The organism is Xylocopilactobacillus apicola, assembly GCF_033095985.1.
GTDB lineage: Bacteria > Bacillota > Bacilli > Lactobacillales > Lactobacillaceae > Xylocopilactobacillus > Xylocopilactobacillus apicola.
This window is the reverse complement of sequence record NZ_AP026802.1, coordinates 671,315-692,602: the sequence shown is the minus strand read 5'-3', so window position 1 is coordinate 692,602 and position 21,288 is coordinate 671,315. Positions and strand designations below refer to the sequence as shown.

Here is a 21,288-nt window from a genome sequence, read left to right as displayed (position 1 = left end):
TTCTCTTTTCCAACTACAAATATTTTATACCGAAATTTGATAAAATCTGCGGTATAATCTTCATACTTAATTATTTTAACGAATAGGAAATTAAAATGGGATTTATTTGGTTAACCGAACTCAAAAATGGAAAAGAAATTGAAATCTGCCTTAATTTAGACAAAATAACTCATATTTACAAAGAACCATCCCCTGATAACTGTCAATGCTATCAGGTTCATTTGATTGACAAGAATGATTATCTGATTATTAAAGATCGTGGTAATCATCTGACCAATACACTATTTAAAAACAAAGCAAAGGAGTAAACGTTAATGATTATTTTGATTGCTGCAATCAGCATTATTGGACTTTTTCTAACGCTAATATACATTAAGTCAAAAAAAATACGACGCGCTACGATCACTATCATGAGCTTAATTGTCTTGAGTTCAATTGTTCTTTTAGTAATGAACAGTTTGTTTCATTTTGGAATGGTTAAAGAAACTAAAACCCAAAAATCAAGCATTTACAGCACTTCCCCAACTAAAGAAATTCCTCTTTTAGTTTACCAAAAACTAGATCAAGATTTATCAATCTATCTTTACAAAAACTCACCCCACGGCAAAATAACTAATACCGATACGCGCTATGGCATTCACAATCGTGTTAAAACTTCTAGTAGTGACCAGGCTGTTTTATTAAAGCAAACCAAAACTTGGGGTTATCAAAGCAATTTCACTAAAAACTTATTTAGTAAAAGAAATGACGGGGAATTTATCGAACAAGACAATACCTTTAAGATCCCTAAAAATTGGAACGTTCTTTCGGTTAAACAAAGCACTGCTTTAAGTAAAAAGCTAAAACCAAGTGATCAACAAAAAGTGCAGATGCAGCAAACAATTAGCGAACAAGTTCGAGCTGCGAGACAGAAAAATCCGCAGATGAATCAAGCTCAACAGCAGCAGTTGATCAAAAAAATTACAGAGCAAATTCAACAAGATGCGCTGAAAAAAGCAATCAACGAGGTTAAAAGCGAAAAATAGGAAAACTATTGTATAATAGTTATAGAAAAACTTAATGAAAGTGAAGTAATTATGGATAAATCTGAGAAACAACCTTTTTATAAAACTTGGTGGTTTTGGCTAATCATCATTGTCCTAGTGATCGGAGTAGTAATTGGGATCAACCAAACCAGTAAAAGTAAATCAACCGGAAAAAGTGCCAGCAGTTCTTCAAGCAAAGTAGTCAAAAAACCGCAGCCCGTTACTGATAAAGACAAGGCTAAAAGCGTCGCCCAAACAGTAATTTTTGATTATTTAACAAAAGAAAAGAAGCAAAAGATTAGTAAATCTGACGTGGAGATTACTTCAATTAAGAATTCGGGTCCTTATTACGTTAAGAAAAGCCAGAAAGCCCGAATGAACGGTTGGGAAATTCAAGGTAAGATCAACAGTAAATCAAAAGGCTCATCAATTGATTTACTTAGTGCAGTAATTAACATGCCAGACCAAGATAAAAATCAGTTAGATTATTTAGCGATTGGTTGGGATACCTTTATTAATGAAGTTAAACAGAATACTGGCGCGAAATAAAAAGCAGGGGCATCCCTGCTTTTTTGGTAGGATAACAATTGAAAAAAAGACGAAAAATTTATCAAACTTGGGAATTTTGGGTCATTGTGGCGCTGGCGATTCTGGTCGTTTCGCCGAGGCTAAAGCTGCCGCAATTTCGGCTCGAATTTAGAAAACATGATCCTAAAACCGTTGCTCCAAAGAAAATCAATAACGTAAATTTAGCAATTGATGAAATTAAGAGCCATACTGAGCTCGGACTTTTGACCTCGAGAAAAGCACTCTTTCTTAGATTGACTGCCCCAAAAGGAGATGGTCTAGTTTTCAGCGAAGAAGCCGCTAATCAAGCGATCGATAAAATGAAATTTAACTGGAACAAATCAGCAACCGAATGTGCCAAAAGACTTCTGGATGGAATTATTAACAAGCGATCAGAACTCATCAAATTTCTTGTAGATCAATACCTTTTCTTGCCTTCAGAAGCTGAATATGCACTTAAGCATGTCAAAGTCGACTGGACGCAAAAGGCGTTGCAAGAAGCCCAACGTAGTGTCAATCAAATCAACTACTCGAAACAAATGCTCTACGAATTGCTTATTGACAAAGAACGGTCTGGCTTCACCGAAAGCGAAGCTCATTTTGCGGTTAACAATATCAACGTAAATTGGTCCGAATTAGCTTTAAAGAGCGCTTTAAAAACTAAACATGAAAACCGCGATATCGAAAAAGAACTTGAACGGCAAAAATTTACTAGCGACCAAATTGATTATGCCTTACAGCATGTTGATGATTAGATTACTTGATAAATATCTGTTAAAGGCTGTCTTTTTTTAGGAGTGATTTCTTGGTCTCGGTAACCAAAACCTGCTAAATAAGAAACTCCAAAATGTTTTGGATCCATCAGATCGTGAGAAACGAGATAATCAGTTAATTTTTCGCGGTTAAAGCCTTCAATCGGACAACTATCAATCCCAAGCCAAGCCGCAGTTGTTAACATATTTCCAAGTGCAATGTAAGTCTGTTTACAAGCCCAATCAAAAAGCGTTTGGGGATCATTCAACTGAAAATCATGCTTTTGAAAATTTCGAAATGCATCAGTACGCGGAGAATGGGGATCATATTTATTTTGAAAAACGTCCTCAACCAAATGTTTCACGTAATCACTGTCAGCTGTTACATCCGTGCGCGCCAAACAAAGCAACAAATGACTTGCACCATTGATGCTATTTACTGCACCCCAAGCAAAATCCTTAAGATCCTCTTTAATTTGTTCGTTTTCAATTAACAAAAATTTCCACGGCTCATAGCCAAATGAGCTTGGGGATAATCGAGCTGCCTCTAAAATTACCTGCCAATCCGCTGGATCAATTTTCTTGGTTGGATCAAACTTTTTTGTCGCATATCGGCGATTAAACACCGCAATAATTTCTTTGCGCAATTCTCCTTTATTTTCCATTATTTTTTCCTCCTCGCTTAAAAATACGGGCTAAAAATTTGGTGAAAGCCCGATCGATTTTACCTATTATTTTAACCCAAAAATTTAAATAATAATTTTGAAAAGTTCCAAACATAATTGAGCGTGTATACTCGATCAAAAGGCAAACTAACAAAATCACTGCTGGAATCGTAAAAGTCTGTTGGATCATCGTCGGTAAATCTTTGACCTGAGGAAAATGAATAAACGTTTTAAAAATAAGATTTGAAACATAAGGATTATCATGAATCAAATAAACAGCAAACACTCCCGAGGCGGCAAAGTTAATTATAAAATTAGGTTTAATTTTCATGTTTTTAAATAATAGAAAAACAACAACTGCCACAACATAACTAAAAAAGCTGTAATTATACATGCCGATATTCATTGTGTAAATATATATTTTAGGATGTTCGACTCCCAGATTAAAACCCCAAAAATGAAAAAGAAAATCACCGATAATTAAAATTGCTAGGATCAAGCAAAGAAGCCAACTTTTAATATGAATATAATTTTCATATTTACGAATAAAAGCGCCAGTAAGCCATAAAAGAATCATGACTGCAACATCGGTATAACCATAAACCGGCACCCCGTAATACATCAAATAGGCTGGTCCACAAATCAACAAGATTAATACACCCAGCATGATCACATATTGCTTAACTGCCAATCGCTCGGCTAAAATATTCAAATAAGGCATTAGAATATACATAAAAACATAAGCAGTCGCAAACCAGTAAAGGTTAGATATTATCGGAAAAACACTCTGAAAAAAAGTTTGCGGAGTAACATGAGTTCCAGGAATCGTCAAATTTGCTAATATATAAATTAAAATTGAATAAAAACTGGTAGTCGTAGTGATGCGTAGCAAAGTTTTTAATTTAGGCGAATGACGATAAGTGAAATATCCGGTAATTAAAATAAAGGTCCCGACTCCAACTTTGCCAATCGGTAATACAGATAACAACCAAATTTTATTAGGCGTGACCTTAAATTGACTCCAAGAAAATCCACTATGGGCAATCAGATGATGAATAATAATTGCGTACATACTTAAAATTCGCAATAACTCAAAATTTGTTTGCCGATAGTGGCTGTAGTCTACATGTGATTTATTCTTTCGTGATCTTTGCATTTTTCCCATCAATCAATGCCGGTAACTAGTATTTTCGTTATGATCATAATTCTGCTCTTCACGTTCTTTTCGATCCTTATCCTGCTGCAAAGTTTGATAAGCCATGATCTTACGAATTTCTTTTAATTCATCTAGTTCGGCACTATAACCAAAGCGTTCTTTGGGATCTTTTGCCAAAGTCTTGTTGAGCCACCAAATAATTAGATACACGATAAAAGCTAGAATCAAAAAATTAATTATGTCGCTTAAAAACTGGCCCCATTTGACCGTAATTATATTTTGGCCCTCGCCTACTTGCAAAACTTTCTGTGAAAAATTCACATGATTTAAAATAATGCTTAAAAATGGATTGATCAAATTATCCACAAATGAGCGAATAATATTAGAAAAAGCCGATCCCACAACTAAACCAATCGCCATCCCGATTACGTTATCTCTTAAAAGGAACCGGCGAAAACCACTAGAAATCGAACTTGTGTTTTTGTTATCGTTAGACATTAATTACATCTCCTAGAGTAATTCTCAGTTAATAAATGTAACAGAAATTTTTGATTTTTTTTGAATTTCGGTGATTAAGAATTTTATAATTCTAAACCAAAAAAATCTGTGCCTCAAGACTATTATGAGACACAGATCTTCTAGCAATTAGAAATTTAGTCGTTTAAATTAACAAACTTAAACTTAGACCAAGGGCGAATGAAATCCAATAAAAAGAGTTCATCTTCGATAATTCGCCCAACTTTATTTTTCCTAGGATCAGCATGTGGTTCTAAAATTACTTGTAACTCGTTTTTATATTTACCGAAAGTATCGTTACCAATCACAACATCCCCCCGTTCAAAAGTTTGGTTATGATCGTGTGGCAGATTTTTTTCAGCTTCGTATTTTTTGCGAACTTGAGTCGATCTAATCGTCATTTCGTTGATATCTCCTCTTCGAACATGCTGGTTATCGAATAAAATTTGGTTTTCAACCCGATTATTATTTTCAGTGGTTTCAATTGTAAATTCAACCTGATAACGATCGATATTACTCAATTTCTCTAGTTCCGCTTTTGAAGCATAAGCGTTACCAATAATTACATCGTCAATTAAGCCCGTGGCAAAAAGATGCTTCGCTTGAATGTCCAAAGGTAATTCGCGATCAAATTCCAGGGTCGGCAAACCGTCATTAACATCCCAAGGTCCAATCTGACCAACCGAAGAAGAAATAAAAGCTGCCGTGTGAATGTTTTGGCTCTTAAATCGACGCCCACATTTCTCGAAAAAGGAAGATGGTAATCCCGTTCCTTTTTGCGGGTAAAAATTATGACAGCCATAGAGGAACGGAATATTAGCTTCATAACTCAAAATATTATTTAAATAGGCTACATCATTACTCATATTAATTTCAATAATTAAATTTTGCGGATTAAAAGTTAATAAGGCCTCCTTCGCGCCATCAAAACCGTTGTCCAAACGGATGCCATCGGCACCTAGGTCTTTAAAAAACTGCAGATCATCATAGCTAATTTTTAGCGTATCAAAAATCGCAGGAGAAACATCTAAAATGATTTCATAATTTAAGTCTTTGGCAAAACCAATGATCGATTTATATTTATCAACAACGGCTTTCGAATCTCCATTGATTTCCAACATGCTCATAAAAATCCTTGTAAAACCGAGACTGCTGGCCTTTTCTAAATAATTTTGATCTTGTTTTAAATCTGAGTGATCGGGATAAACCGATACCCCTAGTCTTCGCTGATTCAAATTTTCTTTCCTTTTTCTAGATTATTAAAAATTTTCATATATTTATCGAAAATAATCGAACTCATATAAATTGTCACAAGAGCTGGCAACAAGTAACCCAAATGGAAAATTGACGCTACTACAACACTTGCTCCAACAATTAAACTACAAAATAAGAGCGTACCAGAAGTATTTTTATTTTGTATAAAAGAAGGAATTTTATTCTTGCTGACAAGGATCTGACAAAAAATAAAATACACTCCAAATAACAATCCATAAACCATCTACTTTTTACTTCCTTAATTTTCTGATTCTTGTTTTAACTGTTGACGTTCAAATACTTTGAAGAACGGATAATAAATTGCAAGATCAATAACGAAATTAATGATTGCCAAAACTGCTGCTTGCCAACTCCAATTAGTGCTCATCATCGCAGCTATTGGAGATGGGATCGTGAATGGTAACCGGGCCATCATCATTGGAACAATTCCCGATATTGTTGCAAAATAAGAGATCGTTGCGGTAACAAGTGGTGCAATAATAAAGGGAAGACCCAAAATCGGGTTCAATACAATCGGCGCACCAAACATGATTGGTTCATTAATATTAAAAAGTCCTGGTAAAAATGCAAGTTTACCTAATTCTTTCAAATAATTAGATTTTGAAAATATAAAAAGTACTACTAACGCAAGTGTTCCTCCTGCCCCACCAATCCAAACAAACCATTGCAGAAATTGCTCTGTAAAAATTGTCGACAGGTGATGAACATTAACTCCTGCATGAAATTCTGCCATGTTGCTAGCAATTGACATTTCCCAAAAAGGCCGAATGATTGGATCCATAATTGCTGTTCCGTGAATTCCCAATACCCAGAAAAATGTAATGAAAATAATTGTCAAAAGGCCGCCAAGCAAACTATTTCCTGCTAGAACGCCTTTTAATGGCATTAAGAGATTACTTAAAAAGTTAGCAATGTTAAATCCAATAACGTGTCTAATTACCCAAAATAAGATCAAAACAACTGCGGCAGGAAGTAAACCTGCAAAAGAATTCGATACTTCTGGCGGAACTCCCTCAGGCATTTTGATCGTAATATTATGTTTAGTAAAATAATGAACTATTTCAACTGAGACAAGCGCCGTGACAATTGCAGCAAATAATGAGGAGGCACTTAAATTCCCAATCGAAATATACCTTCCTGCCTCAATAGTTCCTTTTATCGGCTTTAAAACGTGTACCGGCTTTACTGTTGCAACTAAGAACGCCATCACCCCAATGATTCCATTAGTTAGTGGATCTAATTTGTAATATTGTGCTAACGAATAGGCAATCCCAAAAGTCGCATACACTGACAAAATCCCCACTGTAAATCTAAATGGAACATCTAATATTTCCTGATATGCTGATAAAAATTTTGCCACAGCAGGGATCGGCATGTTGGAAATAATCGTAAAAAACGATCCAACAATTGTAAGTGGTAATGTTGAAACAATTCCTTTACGAATTGCCGCCATGTGCCTTTGCTGTCCAATTTTATTAGCAACCGGAACTACTTTCTGTTCCAAAAATGTAACAAAATTATTCATTTTACCCTCCTTCTAATTTCAGTGAACTGATTATAACATTATAATCATTAAAAATAAAGCGTTATCAAGAGAATGTTTTACTCAAAAAAGTTTATCAAATTTCGTAGTCGATTTTGTAATCATTGAGGTCAGTCAAATAAATAGATCGAGAAAATTCAATTAATTCACCTGCGCTATTATAAGAGCAGCGTTCCCTTTGAATACCTAGATCCAGATCTGTTTTTAAAATTCTTTTATTTTTTGAATCCAAGTGAATTGCTTTAAATGAGTCCTTAAAAGATCCAATATTTTCTCCCATTTCTTTAATCACGCTATACAATGATTTTTGATTAATATTTTTAAATTCAGACAGGTGATCAGTAAACAAAATAAAATGAGTAAAATAAATATAAGGAACTCCGTCAAGACAATAAACTCGTTCAATTTTCGTGATCCGATGGTTTACATCGGCAAACTCTTTTGGTTCAATATTTTCTATACTCAAAACTTCTTTTTCAATTTTTTTGCCACTTTTTTGCAAAATAGAAGTAAAAGAATCGGCCTTCGATAGTTTATTAAATAGGCGATCACTAATGACCATTGTTCCGATCCCTTGCTTTTTTTCCAAAAAACCTTCGGTTTCTAAAAGCTGGATCGCATTTCTTATTGTTATTTTGCTGACATCAAATTTAGTCTCCAGTTCATTCTCTGATGGAATTAAAGTCCCCACTGGATATTTACCATTCAAAAGATCCTTTTTAATCGACGAAGCAATTTCTTTATATAGAATTCCAGATTTCAAAATAATTCCTCTACTTTTTTCATAAAATCAACCTACATGAATTCTAATTTTTGATCATTAACAATTTTTGTACATCTGATGATAAAACATGTATGCAATTTTTTCTATAACAAAAAAATCCACTATTAAGTTTTAGTGATTTTTCGGAAAACAAATTTTAATTTTTTAGATTATAACATCAAAAAAGCAAATATTTTAAATTTTTTATGCCTATTTTACTAGGTACTGACAGATTGGACTACAATTATTTTTATCTCATTAATTAATAAAAATAGTCTTAACCTCATCAATTTGACATAGTTCTGAAGCCATCAAACCAGTTGTCTTGACGCTGATTATGGTCCTAACCTCATCAATTTGACATAGTTCTGAAGCCTTCGATGTAGTTATCTGTCCGTGGTGGTAGGTCCTAACCTCATCAATTTGACATAGTTCTGAAGCGTAAGTTGGATATTTGTTTCGATACATAACGGTCCTAACCTCATCAATTTGACATAGTTCTGAAGCGTTCACTGGGGGTTGCATCACCTGGAGTTGGGTCCTAACCTCATCAATTTGACATAGTTCTGAAGCCGGCTGTTGCGTCGCTCATATTTTTGATTCGGTCCTAACCTCATCAATTTGACATAGTTCTGAAGCCGCATCTTTCTGCTGTATTACCATTATTGAGGTCCTAACCTCATCAATTTGACATAGTTCTGAAGCATATTATAGTACACTTGAATGTAAGCCCCAGGTCCTAACCTCATCAATTTGACATAGTTCTGAAGCGCCCATAGTACACTAGCAGGACTCGACGCAGGTCCTAACCTCATCAATTTGACATAGTTCTGAAGCTAAGTGCTAGGATCGCCGATTTGTAGCTTTGGTCCTAACCTCATCAATTTGACATAGTTCTGAAGCGACCGTAGTACACTAGCAGTACTCGACGCAGGTCCTAACCTCATCAATTTGACATAGTTCTGAAGCCACCAACTTCTGTAGTGATCACAGTCATGAGGTCCTAACCTCATCAATTTGACATAGTTCTGAAGCCTATTTCTGGTTCTGTTTTATTTAAAATTGGGTCCTAACCTCATCAATTTGACATAGTTCTGAAGCCGTCGCTTGCTTTATGTTCATCTAACTTTTGGTCCTAACCTCATCAATTTGACATAGTTCTGAAGCAAGGATCATCACGACATGCAAACGGAAAGCGGTCCTAACCTCATCAATTTGACATAGTTCTGAAGCATTCATATACCAGTTTAAAGTATCAGCCGCGGTCCTAACCTCATCAATTTGACATAGTTCTGAAGCGTTGTACTTGACCTTACACAAGCGATCATAGGTCCTAACCTCATCAATTTGACATAGTTCTGAAGCATAAACTACCAAACGGTGACTATGATACAGGGTCCTAACCTCATCAATTTGACATAGTTCTGAAGCTTTGAATTTTTGCGTATGTGTTACCCGGCTGGTCCTAACCTCATCAATTTGACATAGTTCTGAAGCCTGTAATTGACTCATTGGTTTGGGAATTAAGGTCCTAACCTCATCAATTTGACATAGTTCTGAAGCTTACACTAAAATCGTCATCTCCAATAGCTGGGTCCTAACCTCATCAATTTGACATAGTTCTGAAGCGTAGGGACAAAACTTGTTGGAACCATCGAAGGTCCTAACCTCATCAATTTGACATAGTTCTGAAGCCCAGCATATCGATCAAACAGCAATTTATAAGGTCCTAACCTCATCAATTTGACATAGTTCTGAAGCCAAAAGTGGTTGAGTAATTAAAAGTATTTTGGTCCTAACCTCATCAATTTGACATAGTTCTGAAGCGGAACATGTGTTCGCTCTATCGATTTTTGAACATAGTGAAATCATTATCAATAAAGCACCCATTTTCATCCGCTTCTATATCCTCCATGTCACTAGATAAATTGACACTCAAGATTGTAACTTTTTTACTTTTACTTTCATAAACTATCTTCTGAAGTTGCTCTTTTGACAAATAGCGGTTCAAGTTTGTAAATAACAAAATTTTAGTATTTGTTAAATAAAAAGAAAGATCAATAAACTCGCCTAAAATATTTAATGGTTCATTGTTTTGATGGAAACAGTAGCTAATATCCATCATTCCTATTATATCATTAAGCGACCAATCGTCACTAATTTCAAGCGGAAGACCAAAATCAAAAATTTCTTTTGTTATAATTTTGCGCATCTCCCGATCTAAAATATAAAGATTATGTTTACTATCATCAGAAATTGTATTTTCTAATTTTTTTAACATTTGCTTATAGAAAATCTGCTTAGGAGTGGTACAGGAAGTAAGCTCTCCAACATAAATAAGATATTTAGATAAGTCAAGTACCCTATTGTTTTCACTAAGAACTAAGTCATCTTTGGTCTCTTGTTTAAATCCCCTAATAATTTTCCAAAATAAAGGAAAATTTTCAATGTTAATTGAATTGTATCCATTGATCAAATTAATGGGTTCAAAAGGAAAGATTGTCAGTTTATAAGTCATATAACAACCATCCGCTCATCAGAATTTCGAACATCTTCAATATTTTTACCCGCAAGAAACTTGATTTCTGAATATTGTTTTTCAGTAACGATCATCGATTGTACAGTTCCCCTAACTGGTGCTACTTTTTGAATTCTTTCTTCTAAAAAATTAGCAGACTGTTTATTCATCAAAACCCGAACATAGACCGATTCTTGAATCATCAAAAAACCTTCTTTAACTAAGGTCTGATGTAACTTGCGATAATTCCTCCGATCTTCTGCAGTCAAAGTTGGAACATCAAAAAATATTAATAATCTCATAATCCGGTACCTTAAACTCATATTTTAATCTCAATTTCTGGCAACACGTCAGTTTCGTTTGATAAGTACTTTAAACATTTCCTAACAAACGTTTTTATCACCCCAGATAATAAAGCATCTCCTGAATTTGTTGTTACTGTCTGATTTAACAAATTTACCAATTCAAGTTTATCGGCTAAATCAAATGACGGATTTTCATACTTGTTAAAAGCAATTTCGTCAACAAACACTCTAAATGGTTCAATTAAATCTGAGGAGAGATTATAAAAATTTTCCATACTGTCATGATGAATTCCTAGTTCAGTTAAATAACCTGCACAACAAATTTCTTGAGTGATCAATGAAAGTAAAACAGAATATCCAAAATTTAAATGACCATTTGCAACAAACTCGTCTTTTCGTCGATTAAATTTGGTATCGTACAGCCTTTGAAAATACATTCTAGCTGCTACTGCCTCACGATTTGTTGAATCTCCGGGTTTTACTTCGTCGAGTAAGTCCAGCAAATCTTGATGTCCTGGTGATCCATCGTATTTTGTACGCTGAAATTTTTCTAACATTTTTGCTTCGTTAGTAATTTTCATCTTAATAATGTTTTGCCAGAGCAAAGATTTTCGATCTGAATCCCAAATAATTTGCTTCGAAATATTGCGATTACGGCTTAAATTACTGTAATAAGAAGTAAATTCTCCCACTGGCATTTCTTTATTATCAGTAAAAATAACTTTAATATCGTTGCGGGAAAGTTCCATCATCAAATGAGTCGTAATAACGGCCTGAGTGGTGGCAATCATTAAAATTTGAACATCGGCAATCGGAACTTGAACGATATCGTTATCAGTTTGAACAATCACGTGTTCTAACTTGTAAGAAATTTTTGCGTGTTTGGTAACAACAACTGTGCGCCATCCCATTTACATTTACCACCTAACGGAGTAATATACTGGTGTAGGTAGAACTACAAAGGTCTACCTCATCAATTTGACATAGTGAATTGAAGTAAAACAATCAGATTTACCTGAGAGTTTATGTACTGTCCCGAGAGGGACTTTTTTTGTGGCCTAATTTTCTAATATTTTCTTGGCTTCAGGCAAATCTTTGACTTTAACTATCCTTCTAAAGAGTCCTGAAGGTGAATTGAAAACAAATGCATCGTCCTCGCCCATTTTATAGCCTAAAGTATACCCATTAGATAAAGACGTTTTATTTTGAAAACGTCCAAAACTAGAGCTAAAATCAATTTTCTTACATGTCGGATCAGCGTGTAACCCACCTAATATATCTTTAATCATATTCACTTGTTTTTCGTAATCTAAATTCTCAAAATTTTCACGATAATCAAGCATATGCACTAAATAATTTTCATGCATCGGAAAATATTCCCGCATTTCAATTGAAATTGCATCATAAGCTTCATTTAAAATATCTCTTGCCGTTTTTGATTTTAAACGGGCGTCAGCCCTATCTTCAGTATCTGATTTTAAAACAACAGATAAATTATTATATAGATCATGTTCTAAGTAGAGTTGTTGTGCATTATGCAATTCTGTCGCTGAACCAATTGTCATTTTCGCTCCACTACGAATTATTTCTTGCTCACTTGGAATATGATCAAGAACAACCCTAGCTCCCGGAATTATTTCATCAATTTTTTTCTGTAAAAATTCTGGGTCTTTTTTCATTTCATCAACCCATAACCTCCGTAAACCCATCAGCCGAAATTCTTTCTTGTAATAAATTAAAATGGAGTAAGCTAACTGGATTGAATCAAAGCCTCCATAAAGATCAACTGACTGTTTATCATTAAAAGACTGTTTTGCTTTGGTTTTCTCATCATGAAGTTTGCTTGAAAAACGAGTTTCTTTATATAATTTTCCCTTTGAATCCTCTGTTCTTCGGCTAAAAATTAGATCTTGATTTTCTAACTGTTTTATTAAATACCGATAATTCTCATCTGTCCAAACTATTTCACCAGTTTCTCGATTGGTCTGCAGTTCCTGGTTACGGCTTCGCATGCTTCCAACAACAAAGCTATAAGGTTCAATACGATCTCTTCCCTTACCTTCTTCTCTTTTTTTCCTAAGCCATTCTTTTGTATATGAATTATACTCATTGTATGTAAAATCACCGTTGGCATCAAAACCACGTCGTTGAATATATTTTCCAACTGTGGCGATCAACAACGCATCATGAGCATGATGGTAATCATTAATATCCCGACTTTTAAACTTGTGAAAATATTTTCTCATATCATTTGTTAAACTTGCACGAATCGCGACAGCTTTTGTATTATCACCGTAATATTGTTCAATTAACATTGCCACATTTTTAATTATTTGGCGAGTCTCTACAAGTGATCGAGCAATAAATCGCTTTTTCTGCGCATCACTAAAATCATCTTTGCGAGTAAGATAATTAAACTTTTCTTGACTAATCAGCCCTAAATTTAAAAGATGTCTCCAAAAATGACTCATTCTTTCAATTATCTCAGGAACATAGACTGGCGAATCACTTTTACGAGCATTGTCTGCACGATTAACTAAAACTCGATTATCCAAAGAATTATCTTTAACATACGCTTGCGGAATAATGTGATCTATATCATAATTTGTCGAAACTTCTCCAATTGGAATTCGATCGCCTGTATACATATCTCTACCCAACTGTAGATAGTAAAGATAAAGACGATCATCTTTTATTGATTCTTTATTTGCTTTTGTGAGTTCACGAGAAACATCGGCAAAATCTTTTTTGATTTCGCTGTTGGCATATAATTTCTTGATCCGATCAATTCTAGCATTAGTCGTTTTTGACGATTGAGTCTCACGGGCAAATTCAAGAAAGACATTAGATGGAGCAACTCCGCCCATCGCCTTTTTAATATCGTCCAAAATTCGAAATGATTGGCGAATTCCTCGCTTAATATTAGGAGCACCTGCTAAATCATCGATCGCCTGATAAATATTTTTGGTGCCCGTTTCTGTTTCGTTTTCCCGTTTAATCCAATCATTAATTTTATATTTAGGTTCATTCATAATTTCCATTAAGTTGAGAGATGTCTTGTACAACAGATCGATAATGCTATAGTTAGCCGGAACATTATCACCAACGAGTTTTGTGTAAATATGTTTTGAGGTCAGGAATTTTTCTGAAAGTCTCCCCCATCCGGTGTAGTGCTTATTGCTGAGCCGAGCAATTTGTTTGCTGCTAAGCTTTTCTAATTTGGTTAATCTTCTTTTTATTAATTTGCGATCTTCAAAAATGGTCTGAATTTCGACAATTTGTTCCAAGAGTTTCTGATTATCAGAATCCTCAACAAAATCACGACCAAAAACACCAACAAAGTAGTTATACGTTTTAAGAGAATTATTAAATTTAGTTTTGCTAGATAGACCAGAGATCTCGCACTTCATCCCCTCATTGGAAAAAATAAAATCTTCCACCATTTTCTTGGTCACATTGACATGTTCTTTAAAACAATTTTCGAAAATCTTTTGCTTTAGTTTTACGGGCAAACGATGGCGATGAGGATCGTCTCTAAGCTTATACCGAACGTTATTTAACTCCTGCAAAACAGTGTATTTTTGATAAAGTAGTGTATTCTGAGGGATCGTATCCTCATGAATTAAATAGGTATCTTTGAGCGTCATCCGCTTAATAAATCTCTCAGCCGATTCATCGGAATCAACTTTTTCACTAAAATTCCAAGGAGTAATCGCACCTTTTTCTTTTCGTTGCATCCAGTGATTTGTCCCATCACCTTGAACATCTTCTTTTTCTACTAAAGGACCAACGTAATATGGAACTCTAAAATTTAGAAGAGCAATTAATTTATTTTCTGTCTTCCCTTCTTTTTCAAAAGTTTTTGCCAAAAAAGGATAATATTTTCCCTGTTTTTCAATAATTTTGGTTAATTCATTTTCATGTAACTGATGGGGTATAACTCCATTGCTTTTGTTGCGCTGGGTCTCTAAAAAAGTCCCTAAATTTATATTACTAAGTAGCTGTATCAATTTATAGTCAGAAATTGCAAGTGGATCAAGATTATCAACTCTTTTCTTGACAATTTCTGTAAGAGCTGCGATTGATTTTTGGATATCTTCGTCGCGACTTTTATTATTAATAATTACTTTTCTAATCTCATTAAAACCAACTTCATTTGCAAAATTCAGGGCAATTTTGTCAACAATTAAGTCTCGAAAATACTTCTTACCTTCATCTCTTTTTTTCTCGTCATGAGATAAAACATTTTTATAGGATTCATCAAAAGCTTTTTTAGTTTTAGCATTGCGAAAATTATTTTTTAAGAGCTGCAAATCTTTTTTATGTTGCTCATAACGGCGTACCATCGCATCTGAAATGGACTTATCCTTTTGTAAAATGGAACGTAAAGTTAATCCGTCATAAGCCCCACGCAACTCATTTACAAATTGATTTTCATCTTCTGATAAAAGCGAGCTTAATTTTTCTAAAGTTTCATCCAAATTTTCATCTGAAAATTTAATTTTATAATTTTTTTGCTCCTCTTTTTCTATATCCTGAGCTTTGTCGAAAATCTTAATTAGATCAACTGTATTACCAACAATTCCCATTAAAATTGCTTTTGTCAAAGCTAAATTTGTCTTTGTGACAGAAATTCCAGTGAGTGCTTCTTCTACTCTACCAGTTTTAGATTTCCCAAAATTTAATAATCCTTGCTCTATTTTACTTGAGTCAACAACTTCAAAAATTGCTCCATCCGGGTTAAATCTTTTAAAACTGTTAACTAGTTCGTCTAAATCAAAAGTTTTCTCTGGATTAATTTGTCCTTCAATCAAAAAATGTCCGCGATATTTAGTTAAATGATGGATCGCCAAATAAACTTCTCTGAGATCATGTTTTTGACCATCATTCGTTAAAGCCTGGCGTAAATGATAAATTGTGGGATATTTTTGGTAGAAATCTCGGTCAGACTTAGAATCACCAAATAATGCTCCCCCATAATAAAACTGGCGATTTTTTTCATCCAATGGATGAACCCAAGTGTATTTTAGACGTTTTAAAAAAATCTCATCAATTGCCGCTAACTCTGGAGCAAAAATTTCATTTAGTAAACGAATTCGCCATCTGCGTCTTGATAATCGGCGTCGCGTTGTTCGATAGGTGCGCCGCTCTTCAGCAGTATCTGCCGAGCTAAAGAGCCTAACTCCCATCAATTTTTTATTTCTAGCTTCTAAAACCTGGTATTCATCATCAATTACTGCCCACCCAACTGAACCTGTGCCAATATCAAGGCCAACGTTATATTTCATCCTATTCCCCTAGATAGCTTAATGGTAATACTTTATCAAAAATCCGCTTACAATGCACCTAAAAAAATTAACTTATCAAATTATTTACCCAAGCAAACTGTTTTGATAACTTTTTTTTGTTAATTAATAGCAGGCTATATCCCAAGAAAATAAGTGTGATTATTGCAATCGATTTTAAGCTAGCACTATTAACTTGAACTCTTTGTTGAACTGGACCCTTAGTATACATTCCAATGAAATCAAATAGAAAATGGAACAAAATTGAGGGTAAAAGCGAATTTGCAGCAAGGTAAAGTGCAGAAAAAAAGATGCCAGCACACAGTGCCTCCCACATTTGCATCAATGTTGTAGGTAAATCCTGGGTTCGAAGATTTAAAAGGTGAAGGCTCGAAAAAATTAACGAAGACAAAAATATCGCCAAATAAACTTGATTAAAATTCCTTTCTTTCTTCTCAGACAACGCTTGAAAAATCTGAGGAAACAACAGCCCTCGGCAAAGGTACTCTTCAAAAAATCCCGCACTCAATGCTAAAGGCAGCGTATTCCCATAAGTCCTGGGCAACCGATCGCTAAGCATGACCGAAAATAAAATTACCATCAGGAAAAACACTGGTCCCAGCGAAAGAAAAGGGCTTTTAATGTTAAACCTAAAATCAATTTTTTGCTTCACGATCCAATGATTCACAGAGAACATGATCAAAATGATCGCCAGTTCTAAGACGGTCTCCCAAAAAATAAAATTATTCATTATTGGGATCAGCCCAAATTCATTTATCACTATCACAACTAGACGAAATAAAAAATACACTCCTAAAATAATTACTAAATTCCACCATTTATTTTTCATTTTCAATCAAAAGTCCCCCTGTAATTTCTATTGTTTATCTTATACCTAATTTTTAATTCAAGTAATCTTAAAACAAAAAATCACCGCTACAACTAAGTAACGATGATCTTTCTACTTCCTGATATTGGGTAGATAGGGTTCGAACCTATGCATTATGGATTCAGAGTCCACTGCCTTACCACTTGGCTACTACCCATAAACAAGTAGATATTTTACTTGAAAGTTGAAATACTGTCAACCGTTTGAAAAGATTTATTTCAAAATCACTGATATCAAAGATAAAATTTTGCATTATACAAAACCTTCAAAAGAATGTATAATTGCGATGCAATAAATAAGGAGGAAATCATGAATTTTTACACTTACGATTATTTTGTGAATCAAATTCACAGTTCACAAAATGTTAAATACCTTGTTGCAGCTGGGATTGCAGTTATTCTCGTTGCCTTAGCGTTTCAATTTGCTCGACATCGCGATGATAATAAATATCGTGATTTAATTATTATTGTAGCTCTCTGTGGGATTCTTCTGTTAGGGATTCAATTTACAAATTATCAACAATCACAAAGCACCACTAACCAGTCGACCCAAACAGCCAATTTTTTAAAAAGCGTCTGTAAGGAGAAGAAGATTAAAGCCAGTGACATCGCATGTAATCAGACGTCTTTAACCGACCAAATGGTCCTCAAAATTAAAAACAACTATTATCAAGTAATTTTTAATAGCGATTTTTCAAGTTATCAGCTGGTTAAGGCCTCACTCGTCAATAACGAAATAAATCTTTTGAAAAAATAAGGAGTGAAATATGATTAACTATACCGACGTTGCCGTCAAATTTGTTCTTGGATTTATTTGCATCATCGCACAAATTAACCTTTCAGGCAAAGGAAATTTAGCACCTACTAATGTAATTGATCAAATGCAAAACTATGTTTTGGGGGGAATCATTGGGGGCATTATTTATAACCAAAGCATCACTCCTCTCCAATTTTTCTTAGTGCTTGTAATTTGGACGATTGTTGTTCTTTTGATTAGATTTATGACCAACCATAATCGAATTGTCAAAAAATTAGTTGACGGGACCCCGCTAACTGTCATTGAAAACGGAAAAATTAGCGTTTCTAAGCTTACACAAAGAGGTATGACTGCTAATACTTTAATGTTTAAATTAAGAACATCGGGAATTGAAGATTTAACAAAGGTTAAAAAAGCAATTCTAGAACAAAATGGTCAGTTGACCGTGATTCAAGAAGGCGAATCCATGTTAAACGCTCCTCTAATTACTGATGGACAATTAAACGTCGATTCACTCGAATCTCTTAAAAAAGATGAAGCTTGGTTAGAAAACGAAGTCCACGAGCAAGGTTTCCAAGTTTCAGACGTTTACTTAGCTACTTATGAGGAAGAAAATTTGAAAATTTTCCCTTATCGGACTAAACATCATCACTCAAAATAATTATTTTTTTCAAAAAAATTAAAATATTAGAGCTCCTCCAGTGCTAAAGTTCGACATTTATGTTATGATTAGGTAAATTTTAACCAAAGGAAGATTGTCATGATTTTAATGAAGGATATTATTCGTGAAGGTACTCCAACATTAAGAGCGACAGCCAAAAAAGTTACATTTCCCGCATCTCAAGAAGAACAGAATCTGGGACTAGAGATGATGGAATTTCTTGAAAACAGTCAAGATGAAAAAATAGCTGAAAAATATCATCTTAGAGCAGGAGTAGGTCTTGCTGCTCCACAGGTAAATGTTTCAAAAAGAATGGCCGCCGTTTTAGTGCCTGATAACCAAGGAAATATCGTATTTAAGGAAATTTTATACAACCCTCGGATTCTAAGAGAATCAGTTAAGCGTGCAGCGCTAAACGAAGGTGAGGGCTGTCTTTCTGTTGATCGAGACGTTGCAGGCCTTGTTGTTAGAACTGATCGGATTACCCTTGAGTTTTTTGATGCTGATGGCACACGCCATGAAGTAAAATTAAGAGATTATCCAGCAATTGTGGTTCAACACGAAATTGATCACTTAAATGGAACTTTATTTTACGATCACATTGACTCAAAATCTCCTTTTAAAATTCCTGAAAATACAGTAATTATTGAGTAGAAAATGGAGGACTATGATTTACAAAGTTTATTATCAAGGAGATGCTGAGTGTACTCCGAGACGGGAAAGAACACAGACTTTGTATGCTGAAGCTGCAAGTATTCCCGATTTAAAGAAAAAAATAGTTGAAAAATTTAATTACAGCATTGAATACGTTGCTGAATTAAATGAACAAGATCTTGATTACGAAAAAGAACATAATTCTGATTTCGAAGTCTTAAAGGATCTCTAATGCCAACAAAATCTAAGAAAGCTAAAAATATTAGAATTGCAGCAATTGGTGGTCTAGGTGAAATCGGTAAAAATATGTATTGCGTCGAATATGACGACAAAATTGTTGTTATCGACTGTGGAATCAAGTTCCCTGAAGATGATTTATTAGGAATTGATTACGTAATTTCTGATTATCAATACGTGATTAAAAATCGTGATAAAATTCAGGGCTTAGTGATAACCCACGGACATGAAGATCACATTGGTGGAATTCCTTTTTTGCTTAGGCAATTGTCTGGCATTAACATTTATGCTGGACCACTTGCCCTAGCTTTAATTAGAAGTAAACTAGAAGAAAATGGACTAACTCGTGATTGTAATTTAATTGAGATTGATGAAGATTCTGATTTAGATTTTGGTGAAATTTCAGTTACATTTTTTAGAACTACTCACTCGATTCCTGATACTTTAGGAGTAGCAGTTCACACACCTGTTGGGGTTGTAGTTCAAACTGGTGACTACAAATTTGATTTAACGCCCGTAGATGGACAGCCCGCTCCCAATCTTCAAAGAATGGCTAAACTAGGAGACGAAGGAGTTCTTCTTCTTATGTCTGACTCGACTAATGCCGAGGTGCCGACATTTACTAAATCCGAACGTTTCGTCGGAAAATCGATTAGAAATATCATGGAATCTATCAAGGGCAGGATTATTTTCGCCAGCTTTGCTTCTAATATTTCTCGAATTAAACAAGCTTCCGATGTTGCAATCGAAAATGGTCGTAAAATTGCAGTTTTTGGTCGTAGCATGGAGGCAGCAATAAAAAATGGAGTCGAATTAGGTTACCTTGATTATCCAAAAGGTACTTTAGTTGATCCAAAAGACGTCAATAATATCCCGCCTGAAGAGATGATGATCCTTTGTACTGGATCACAAGGAGAACCAATGGCTGCCCTTTCTCGGATTGCTAACGGTACTCACAAACAGATTTCAATTGTTCCAGGAGACACCGTCATCTTTTCGTCTTCACCGATTCCCGGTAACACAATGAGTGTCAATCACGTAATTAATGGGCTCGAAGAAGCTGGAGCTGAAGTAATTCATGGGAAAGTCAATAATGTCCATACTTCAGGCCACGGTGGGCAAGAAGAGCAAAAGTTGATGTTAAGACTCATTAAACCTAAATTCTTTATGCCAATTCACGGAGAATATCGGATGTTGAAGATCCATACAGAACTGGCTCAGCTTTGTGACGTCCCTAAAGAAAATTGCTTCATTATGGAAAATGGTGACGTTTTAGAGCTTAATCAAGAAGAAGCCAAGGTGGTGGATCACTTCCCGGCGAGTGACGTTTTCGTTGATGGAAACGGAATTGGCGATATCGGAAATGCTGTGATTCATGAAAGACAGTTGTTAAGTGAAGATGGCTTAGTTGCTGCTTGCGCAACTGTTAAAATGAAAACTGGACAAATCTTGTCAGGTCCAGATATTCTTTCAAGAGGCTTCATTTACATGAGAGAATCTGGCGAATTAATTAATCAAGCTCAAAAGCAAGTTTATCACGCAATTAAGATGTGTTTTCGTTCTTCCGGTCGGGTCACTGAATCAATGATTAATGATGCGATTGTCGATACCCTTCAAGATTATTTGTATGAAAAAACTGAAAGAAAACCAATCATCATTCCAATGATTATTAGCGTCTAAAAAACGTTGTCAATTATTAAGACAACGTTTTTTTTTATAAA

21 protein-coding genes, 1 tRNA gene and 1 CRISPR repeat array are annotated in these 21,288 nt (G+C 34.7%); of the genes, 9 read left to right on the top strand and 13 right to left on the bottom strand.

Annotated features, from left to right (window positions below; all coding sequences use genetic code 11):
- The first annotated feature begins 95 nt into the window (after nt 1-95).
- From R8495_RS03470 to R8495_RS03455, 4 genes are read left to right on the top strand one after another with little or no spacing between them, the layout of a single operon-like run.
- Nucleotides 96-308 (top strand): hypothetical protein, encoded by a 213-nt coding sequence (locus R8495_RS03470; protein WP_317636178.1) that lies wholly within the window; start codon nt 96-98, stop codon nt 306-308.
- A gap of 6 nt (nt 309-314) precedes the next feature.
- Nucleotides 315-1,025, top strand: coding sequence for a DUF4811 domain-containing protein (locus R8495_RS03465; protein ID WP_317636177.1), 711 nt, complete (start codon nt 315-317; stop codon nt 1,023-1,025).
- Nucleotides 1,026-1,076: 51 nt separating this feature from the next.
- Entirely contained in the window at nt 1,077-1,574 is a 498-nt protein-coding gene (locus R8495_RS03460; protein WP_317636176.1) for a hypothetical protein, read from the top strand.
- Between the two features lie 38 nt (nt 1,575-1,612).
- Nucleotides 1,613-2,347: an Ltp family lipoprotein gene (locus R8495_RS03455; RefSeq protein WP_317636175.1), complete on the top strand. Its 735-nt coding sequence runs from the start codon at nt 1,613-1,615 to the stop codon at nt 2,345-2,347.
- Here the strand turns inward: R8495_RS03455 and R8495_RS03450 are convergent.
- From R8495_RS03450 to R8495_RS03390, 13 genes are all read right to left on the bottom strand, one after another.
- Nucleotides 2,344-3,009, bottom strand: a complete 666-nt coding sequence (locus R8495_RS03450; RefSeq protein WP_317636174.1) for an NAD(P)H-dependent oxidoreductase — start codon at nt 3,007-3,009, stop codon at nt 2,344-2,346. The two genes, R8495_RS03455 and R8495_RS03450, sit on opposite strands and share 4 nt — an antisense overlap.
- A complete protein-coding gene (locus R8495_RS03445; protein ID WP_317636173.1) occupies nt 2,999-4,165 on the bottom strand; it encodes an acyltransferase family protein in 1,167 nt (388 codons plus the stop codon). Before R8495_RS03445 ends, R8495_RS03450 begins: the two co-directional genes overlap by 11 nt.
- Before the next feature lie 12 nt (nt 4,166-4,177).
- Nucleotides 4,178-4,663, bottom strand: coding sequence for a large conductance mechanosensitive channel protein MscL (mscL, locus tag R8495_RS03440; RefSeq protein WP_317636172.1), 486 nt, complete (start codon nt 4,661-4,663; stop codon nt 4,178-4,180).
- A gap of 155 nt (nt 4,664-4,818) precedes the next feature.
- Nucleotides 4,819-5,916: a DUF871 domain-containing protein gene (locus R8495_RS03435; RefSeq protein WP_317636171.1), complete on the bottom strand. Its 1,098-nt coding sequence runs from the start codon at nt 5,914-5,916 to the stop codon at nt 4,819-4,821.
- A complete protein-coding gene (locus tag R8495_RS03430) occupies nt 5,913-6,179 on the bottom strand; it encodes a hypothetical protein (RefSeq protein ID WP_317636170.1) in 267 nt (88 codons plus the stop codon). Before R8495_RS03430 ends, R8495_RS03435 begins: the two co-directional genes overlap by 4 nt.
- Nucleotides 6,180-6,194: 15 nt before the next feature.
- Entirely contained in the window at nt 6,195-7,481 is a 1,287-nt protein-coding gene (locus R8495_RS03425) for a PTS sugar transporter subunit IIC (RefSeq protein WP_317636169.1), read from the bottom strand.
- A 94-nt stretch (nt 7,482-7,575) separates the two neighbouring features.
- The gene (locus R8495_RS03420; RefSeq protein WP_317636168.1) at nt 7,576-8,262 is read right to left on the bottom strand and encodes a GntR family transcriptional regulator; all 687 of its coding nucleotides are present in this window, start codon (nt 8,260-8,262) and stop codon (nt 7,576-7,578) included.
- Between the two features lie 273 nt (nt 8,263-8,535).
- A CRISPR array of direct repeats spans nt 8,536-10,089; the repeat unit is 36 nt; unit sequence GGTCCTAACCTCATCAATTTGACATAGTTCTGAAGC.
- Between the two features lie 16 nt (nt 10,090-10,105).
- Nucleotides 10,106-10,780: a type II-A CRISPR-associated protein Csn2 gene (gene csn2, locus R8495_RS03415; RefSeq protein WP_317636167.1), complete on the bottom strand. Its 675-nt coding sequence runs from the start codon at nt 10,778-10,780 to the stop codon at nt 10,106-10,108.
- Nucleotides 10,777-11,082 carry a CRISPR-associated endonuclease Cas2 gene (gene cas2, locus R8495_RS03410; RefSeq protein ID WP_317636166.1) on the bottom strand — a complete coding sequence of 102 codons (306 nt, stop codon included), beginning with the start codon at nt 11,080-11,082 and terminating at the stop codon, nt 10,777-10,779. The genes csn2 and cas2 overlap by 4 nt, the downstream gene beginning before the upstream one ends.
- A gap of 17 nt (nt 11,083-11,099) precedes the next feature.
- Nucleotides 11,100-11,996: a type II CRISPR-associated endonuclease Cas1 gene (gene cas1 / locus R8495_RS03405; RefSeq protein WP_317636165.1), complete on the bottom strand. Its 897-nt coding sequence runs from the start codon at nt 11,994-11,996 to the stop codon at nt 11,100-11,102.
- A 147-nt stretch (nt 11,997-12,143) separates the two neighbouring features.
- Nucleotides 12,144-16,373, bottom strand: a complete 4,230-nt coding sequence (gene cas9, locus R8495_RS03400; protein ID WP_317636164.1) for a type II CRISPR RNA-guided endonuclease Cas9 — start codon at nt 16,371-16,373, stop codon at nt 12,144-12,146.
- Between the two features lie 67 nt (nt 16,374-16,440).
- Nucleotides 16,441-17,220, bottom strand: a complete 780-nt coding sequence (locus tag R8495_RS03395) for a CPBP family intramembrane glutamic endopeptidase (RefSeq protein ID WP_317636163.1) — start codon at nt 17,218-17,220, stop codon at nt 16,441-16,443.
- A 124-nt stretch (nt 17,221-17,344) separates the two neighbouring features.
- A tRNA-Gln gene (locus tag R8495_RS03390) sits at nt 17,345-17,416 on the bottom strand.
- A 152-nt stretch (nt 17,417-17,568) separates the two neighbouring features.
- Between R8495_RS03390 and R8495_RS03385 the strand changes: the two genes are divergently transcribed.
- The 5 genes from R8495_RS03385 (at nt 17,569) to rnjA (ending at nt 21,247) form a co-directional block, all read left to right on the top strand.
- The gene (locus R8495_RS03385; RefSeq protein ID WP_317636162.1) at nt 17,569-18,015 is read left to right on the top strand and encodes a DUF3290 domain-containing protein; all 447 of its coding nucleotides are present in this window, start codon (nt 17,569-17,571) and stop codon (nt 18,013-18,015) included.
- A 10-nt stretch (nt 18,016-18,025) separates the two neighbouring features.
- Nucleotides 18,026-18,676 (top strand): DUF421 domain-containing protein, encoded by a 651-nt coding sequence (locus tag R8495_RS03380; protein WP_317636161.1) that lies wholly within the window; start codon nt 18,026-18,028, stop codon nt 18,674-18,676.
- Nucleotides 18,677-18,775: 99 nt separating this feature from the next.
- The gene (gene def, locus R8495_RS03375) at nt 18,776-19,330 is read left to right on the top strand and encodes a peptide deformylase (RefSeq protein ID WP_317636160.1); all 555 of its coding nucleotides are present in this window, start codon (nt 18,776-18,778) and stop codon (nt 19,328-19,330) included.
- A 13-nt stretch (nt 19,331-19,343) separates the two neighbouring features.
- Nucleotides 19,344-19,562 (top strand): RNA polymerase epsilon subunit, encoded by a 219-nt coding sequence (locus R8495_RS03370; protein WP_317636159.1) that lies wholly within the window; start codon nt 19,344-19,346, stop codon nt 19,560-19,562.
- Nucleotides 19,562-21,247 carry a ribonuclease J1 gene (gene rnjA, locus R8495_RS03365; protein ID WP_317636158.1) on the top strand — a complete coding sequence of 562 codons (1,686 nt, stop codon included), beginning with the start codon at nt 19,562-19,564 and terminating at the stop codon, nt 21,245-21,247. Before R8495_RS03370 ends, rnjA begins: the two co-directional genes overlap by 1 nt.
- The last annotated feature ends 41 nt before the right edge of the window (nt 21,248-21,288 follow it).

Coding starts and splice junctions, on each gene's coding strand:
- mscL (WP_317636172.1), bottom strand. CDS start 4,663: ATGTCTAACGATAACAAAAACACAAGTTCGATTTCTAGTGGTTTTCGC.
- R8495_RS03425 (WP_317636169.1), bottom strand. CDS start 7,481: ATGAATAATTTTGTTACATTTTTGGAACAGAAAGTAGTTCCGGTTGCT.
- R8495_RS03370 (WP_317636159.1), top strand. CDS start 19,344: ATGATTTACAAAGTTTATTATCAAGGAGATGCTGAGTGTACTCCGAGA.
- R8495_RS03380 (WP_317636161.1), top strand. CDS start 18,026: ATGATTAACTATACCGACGTTGCCGTCAAATTTGTTCTTGGATTTATT.
- R8495_RS03460 (WP_317636176.1), top strand. CDS start 1,077: ATGGATAAATCTGAGAAACAACCTTTTTATAAAACTTGGTGGTTTTGG.
- rnjA (WP_317636158.1), top strand. CDS start 19,562: ATGCCAACAAAATCTAAGAAAGCTAAAAATATTAGAATTGCAGCAATT.
- cas1 (WP_317636165.1), bottom strand. CDS start 11,996: ATGGGATGGCGCACAGTTGTTGTTACCAAACACGCAAAAATTTCTTAC.
- csn2 (WP_317636167.1), bottom strand. CDS start 10,780: ATGACTTATAAACTGACAATCTTTCCTTTTGAACCCATTAATTTGATC.
- cas9 (WP_317636164.1), bottom strand. CDS start 16,373: ATGAAATATAACGTTGGCCTTGATATTGGCACAGGTTCAGTTGGGTGG.
- R8495_RS03430 (WP_317636170.1), bottom strand. CDS start 6,179: ATGGTTTATGGATTGTTATTTGGAGTGTATTTTATTTTTTGTCAGATC.
- R8495_RS03470 (WP_317636178.1), top strand. CDS start 96: ATGGGATTTATTTGGTTAACCGAACTCAAAAATGGAAAAGAAATTGAA.
- R8495_RS03450 (WP_317636174.1), bottom strand. CDS start 3,009: ATGGAAAATAAAGGAGAATTGCGCAAAGAAATTATTGCGGTGTTTAAT.
- R8495_RS03385 (WP_317636162.1), top strand. CDS start 17,569: ATGAATTTTTACACTTACGATTATTTTGTGAATCAAATTCACAGTTCA.
- R8495_RS03395 (WP_317636163.1), bottom strand. CDS start 17,220: ATGAAAAATAAATGGTGGAATTTAGTAATTATTTTAGGAGTGTATTTT.
- R8495_RS03465 (WP_317636177.1), top strand. CDS start 315: ATGATTATTTTGATTGCTGCAATCAGCATTATTGGACTTTTTCTAACG.
- R8495_RS03445 (WP_317636173.1), bottom strand. CDS start 4,165: ATGCAAAGATCACGAAAGAATAAATCACATGTAGACTACAGCCACTAT.
- cas2 (WP_317636166.1), bottom strand. CDS start 11,082: ATGAGATTATTAATATTTTTTGATGTTCCAACTTTGACTGCAGAAGAT.
- def (WP_317636160.1), top strand. CDS start 18,776: ATGATTTTAATGAAGGATATTATTCGTGAAGGTACTCCAACATTAAGA.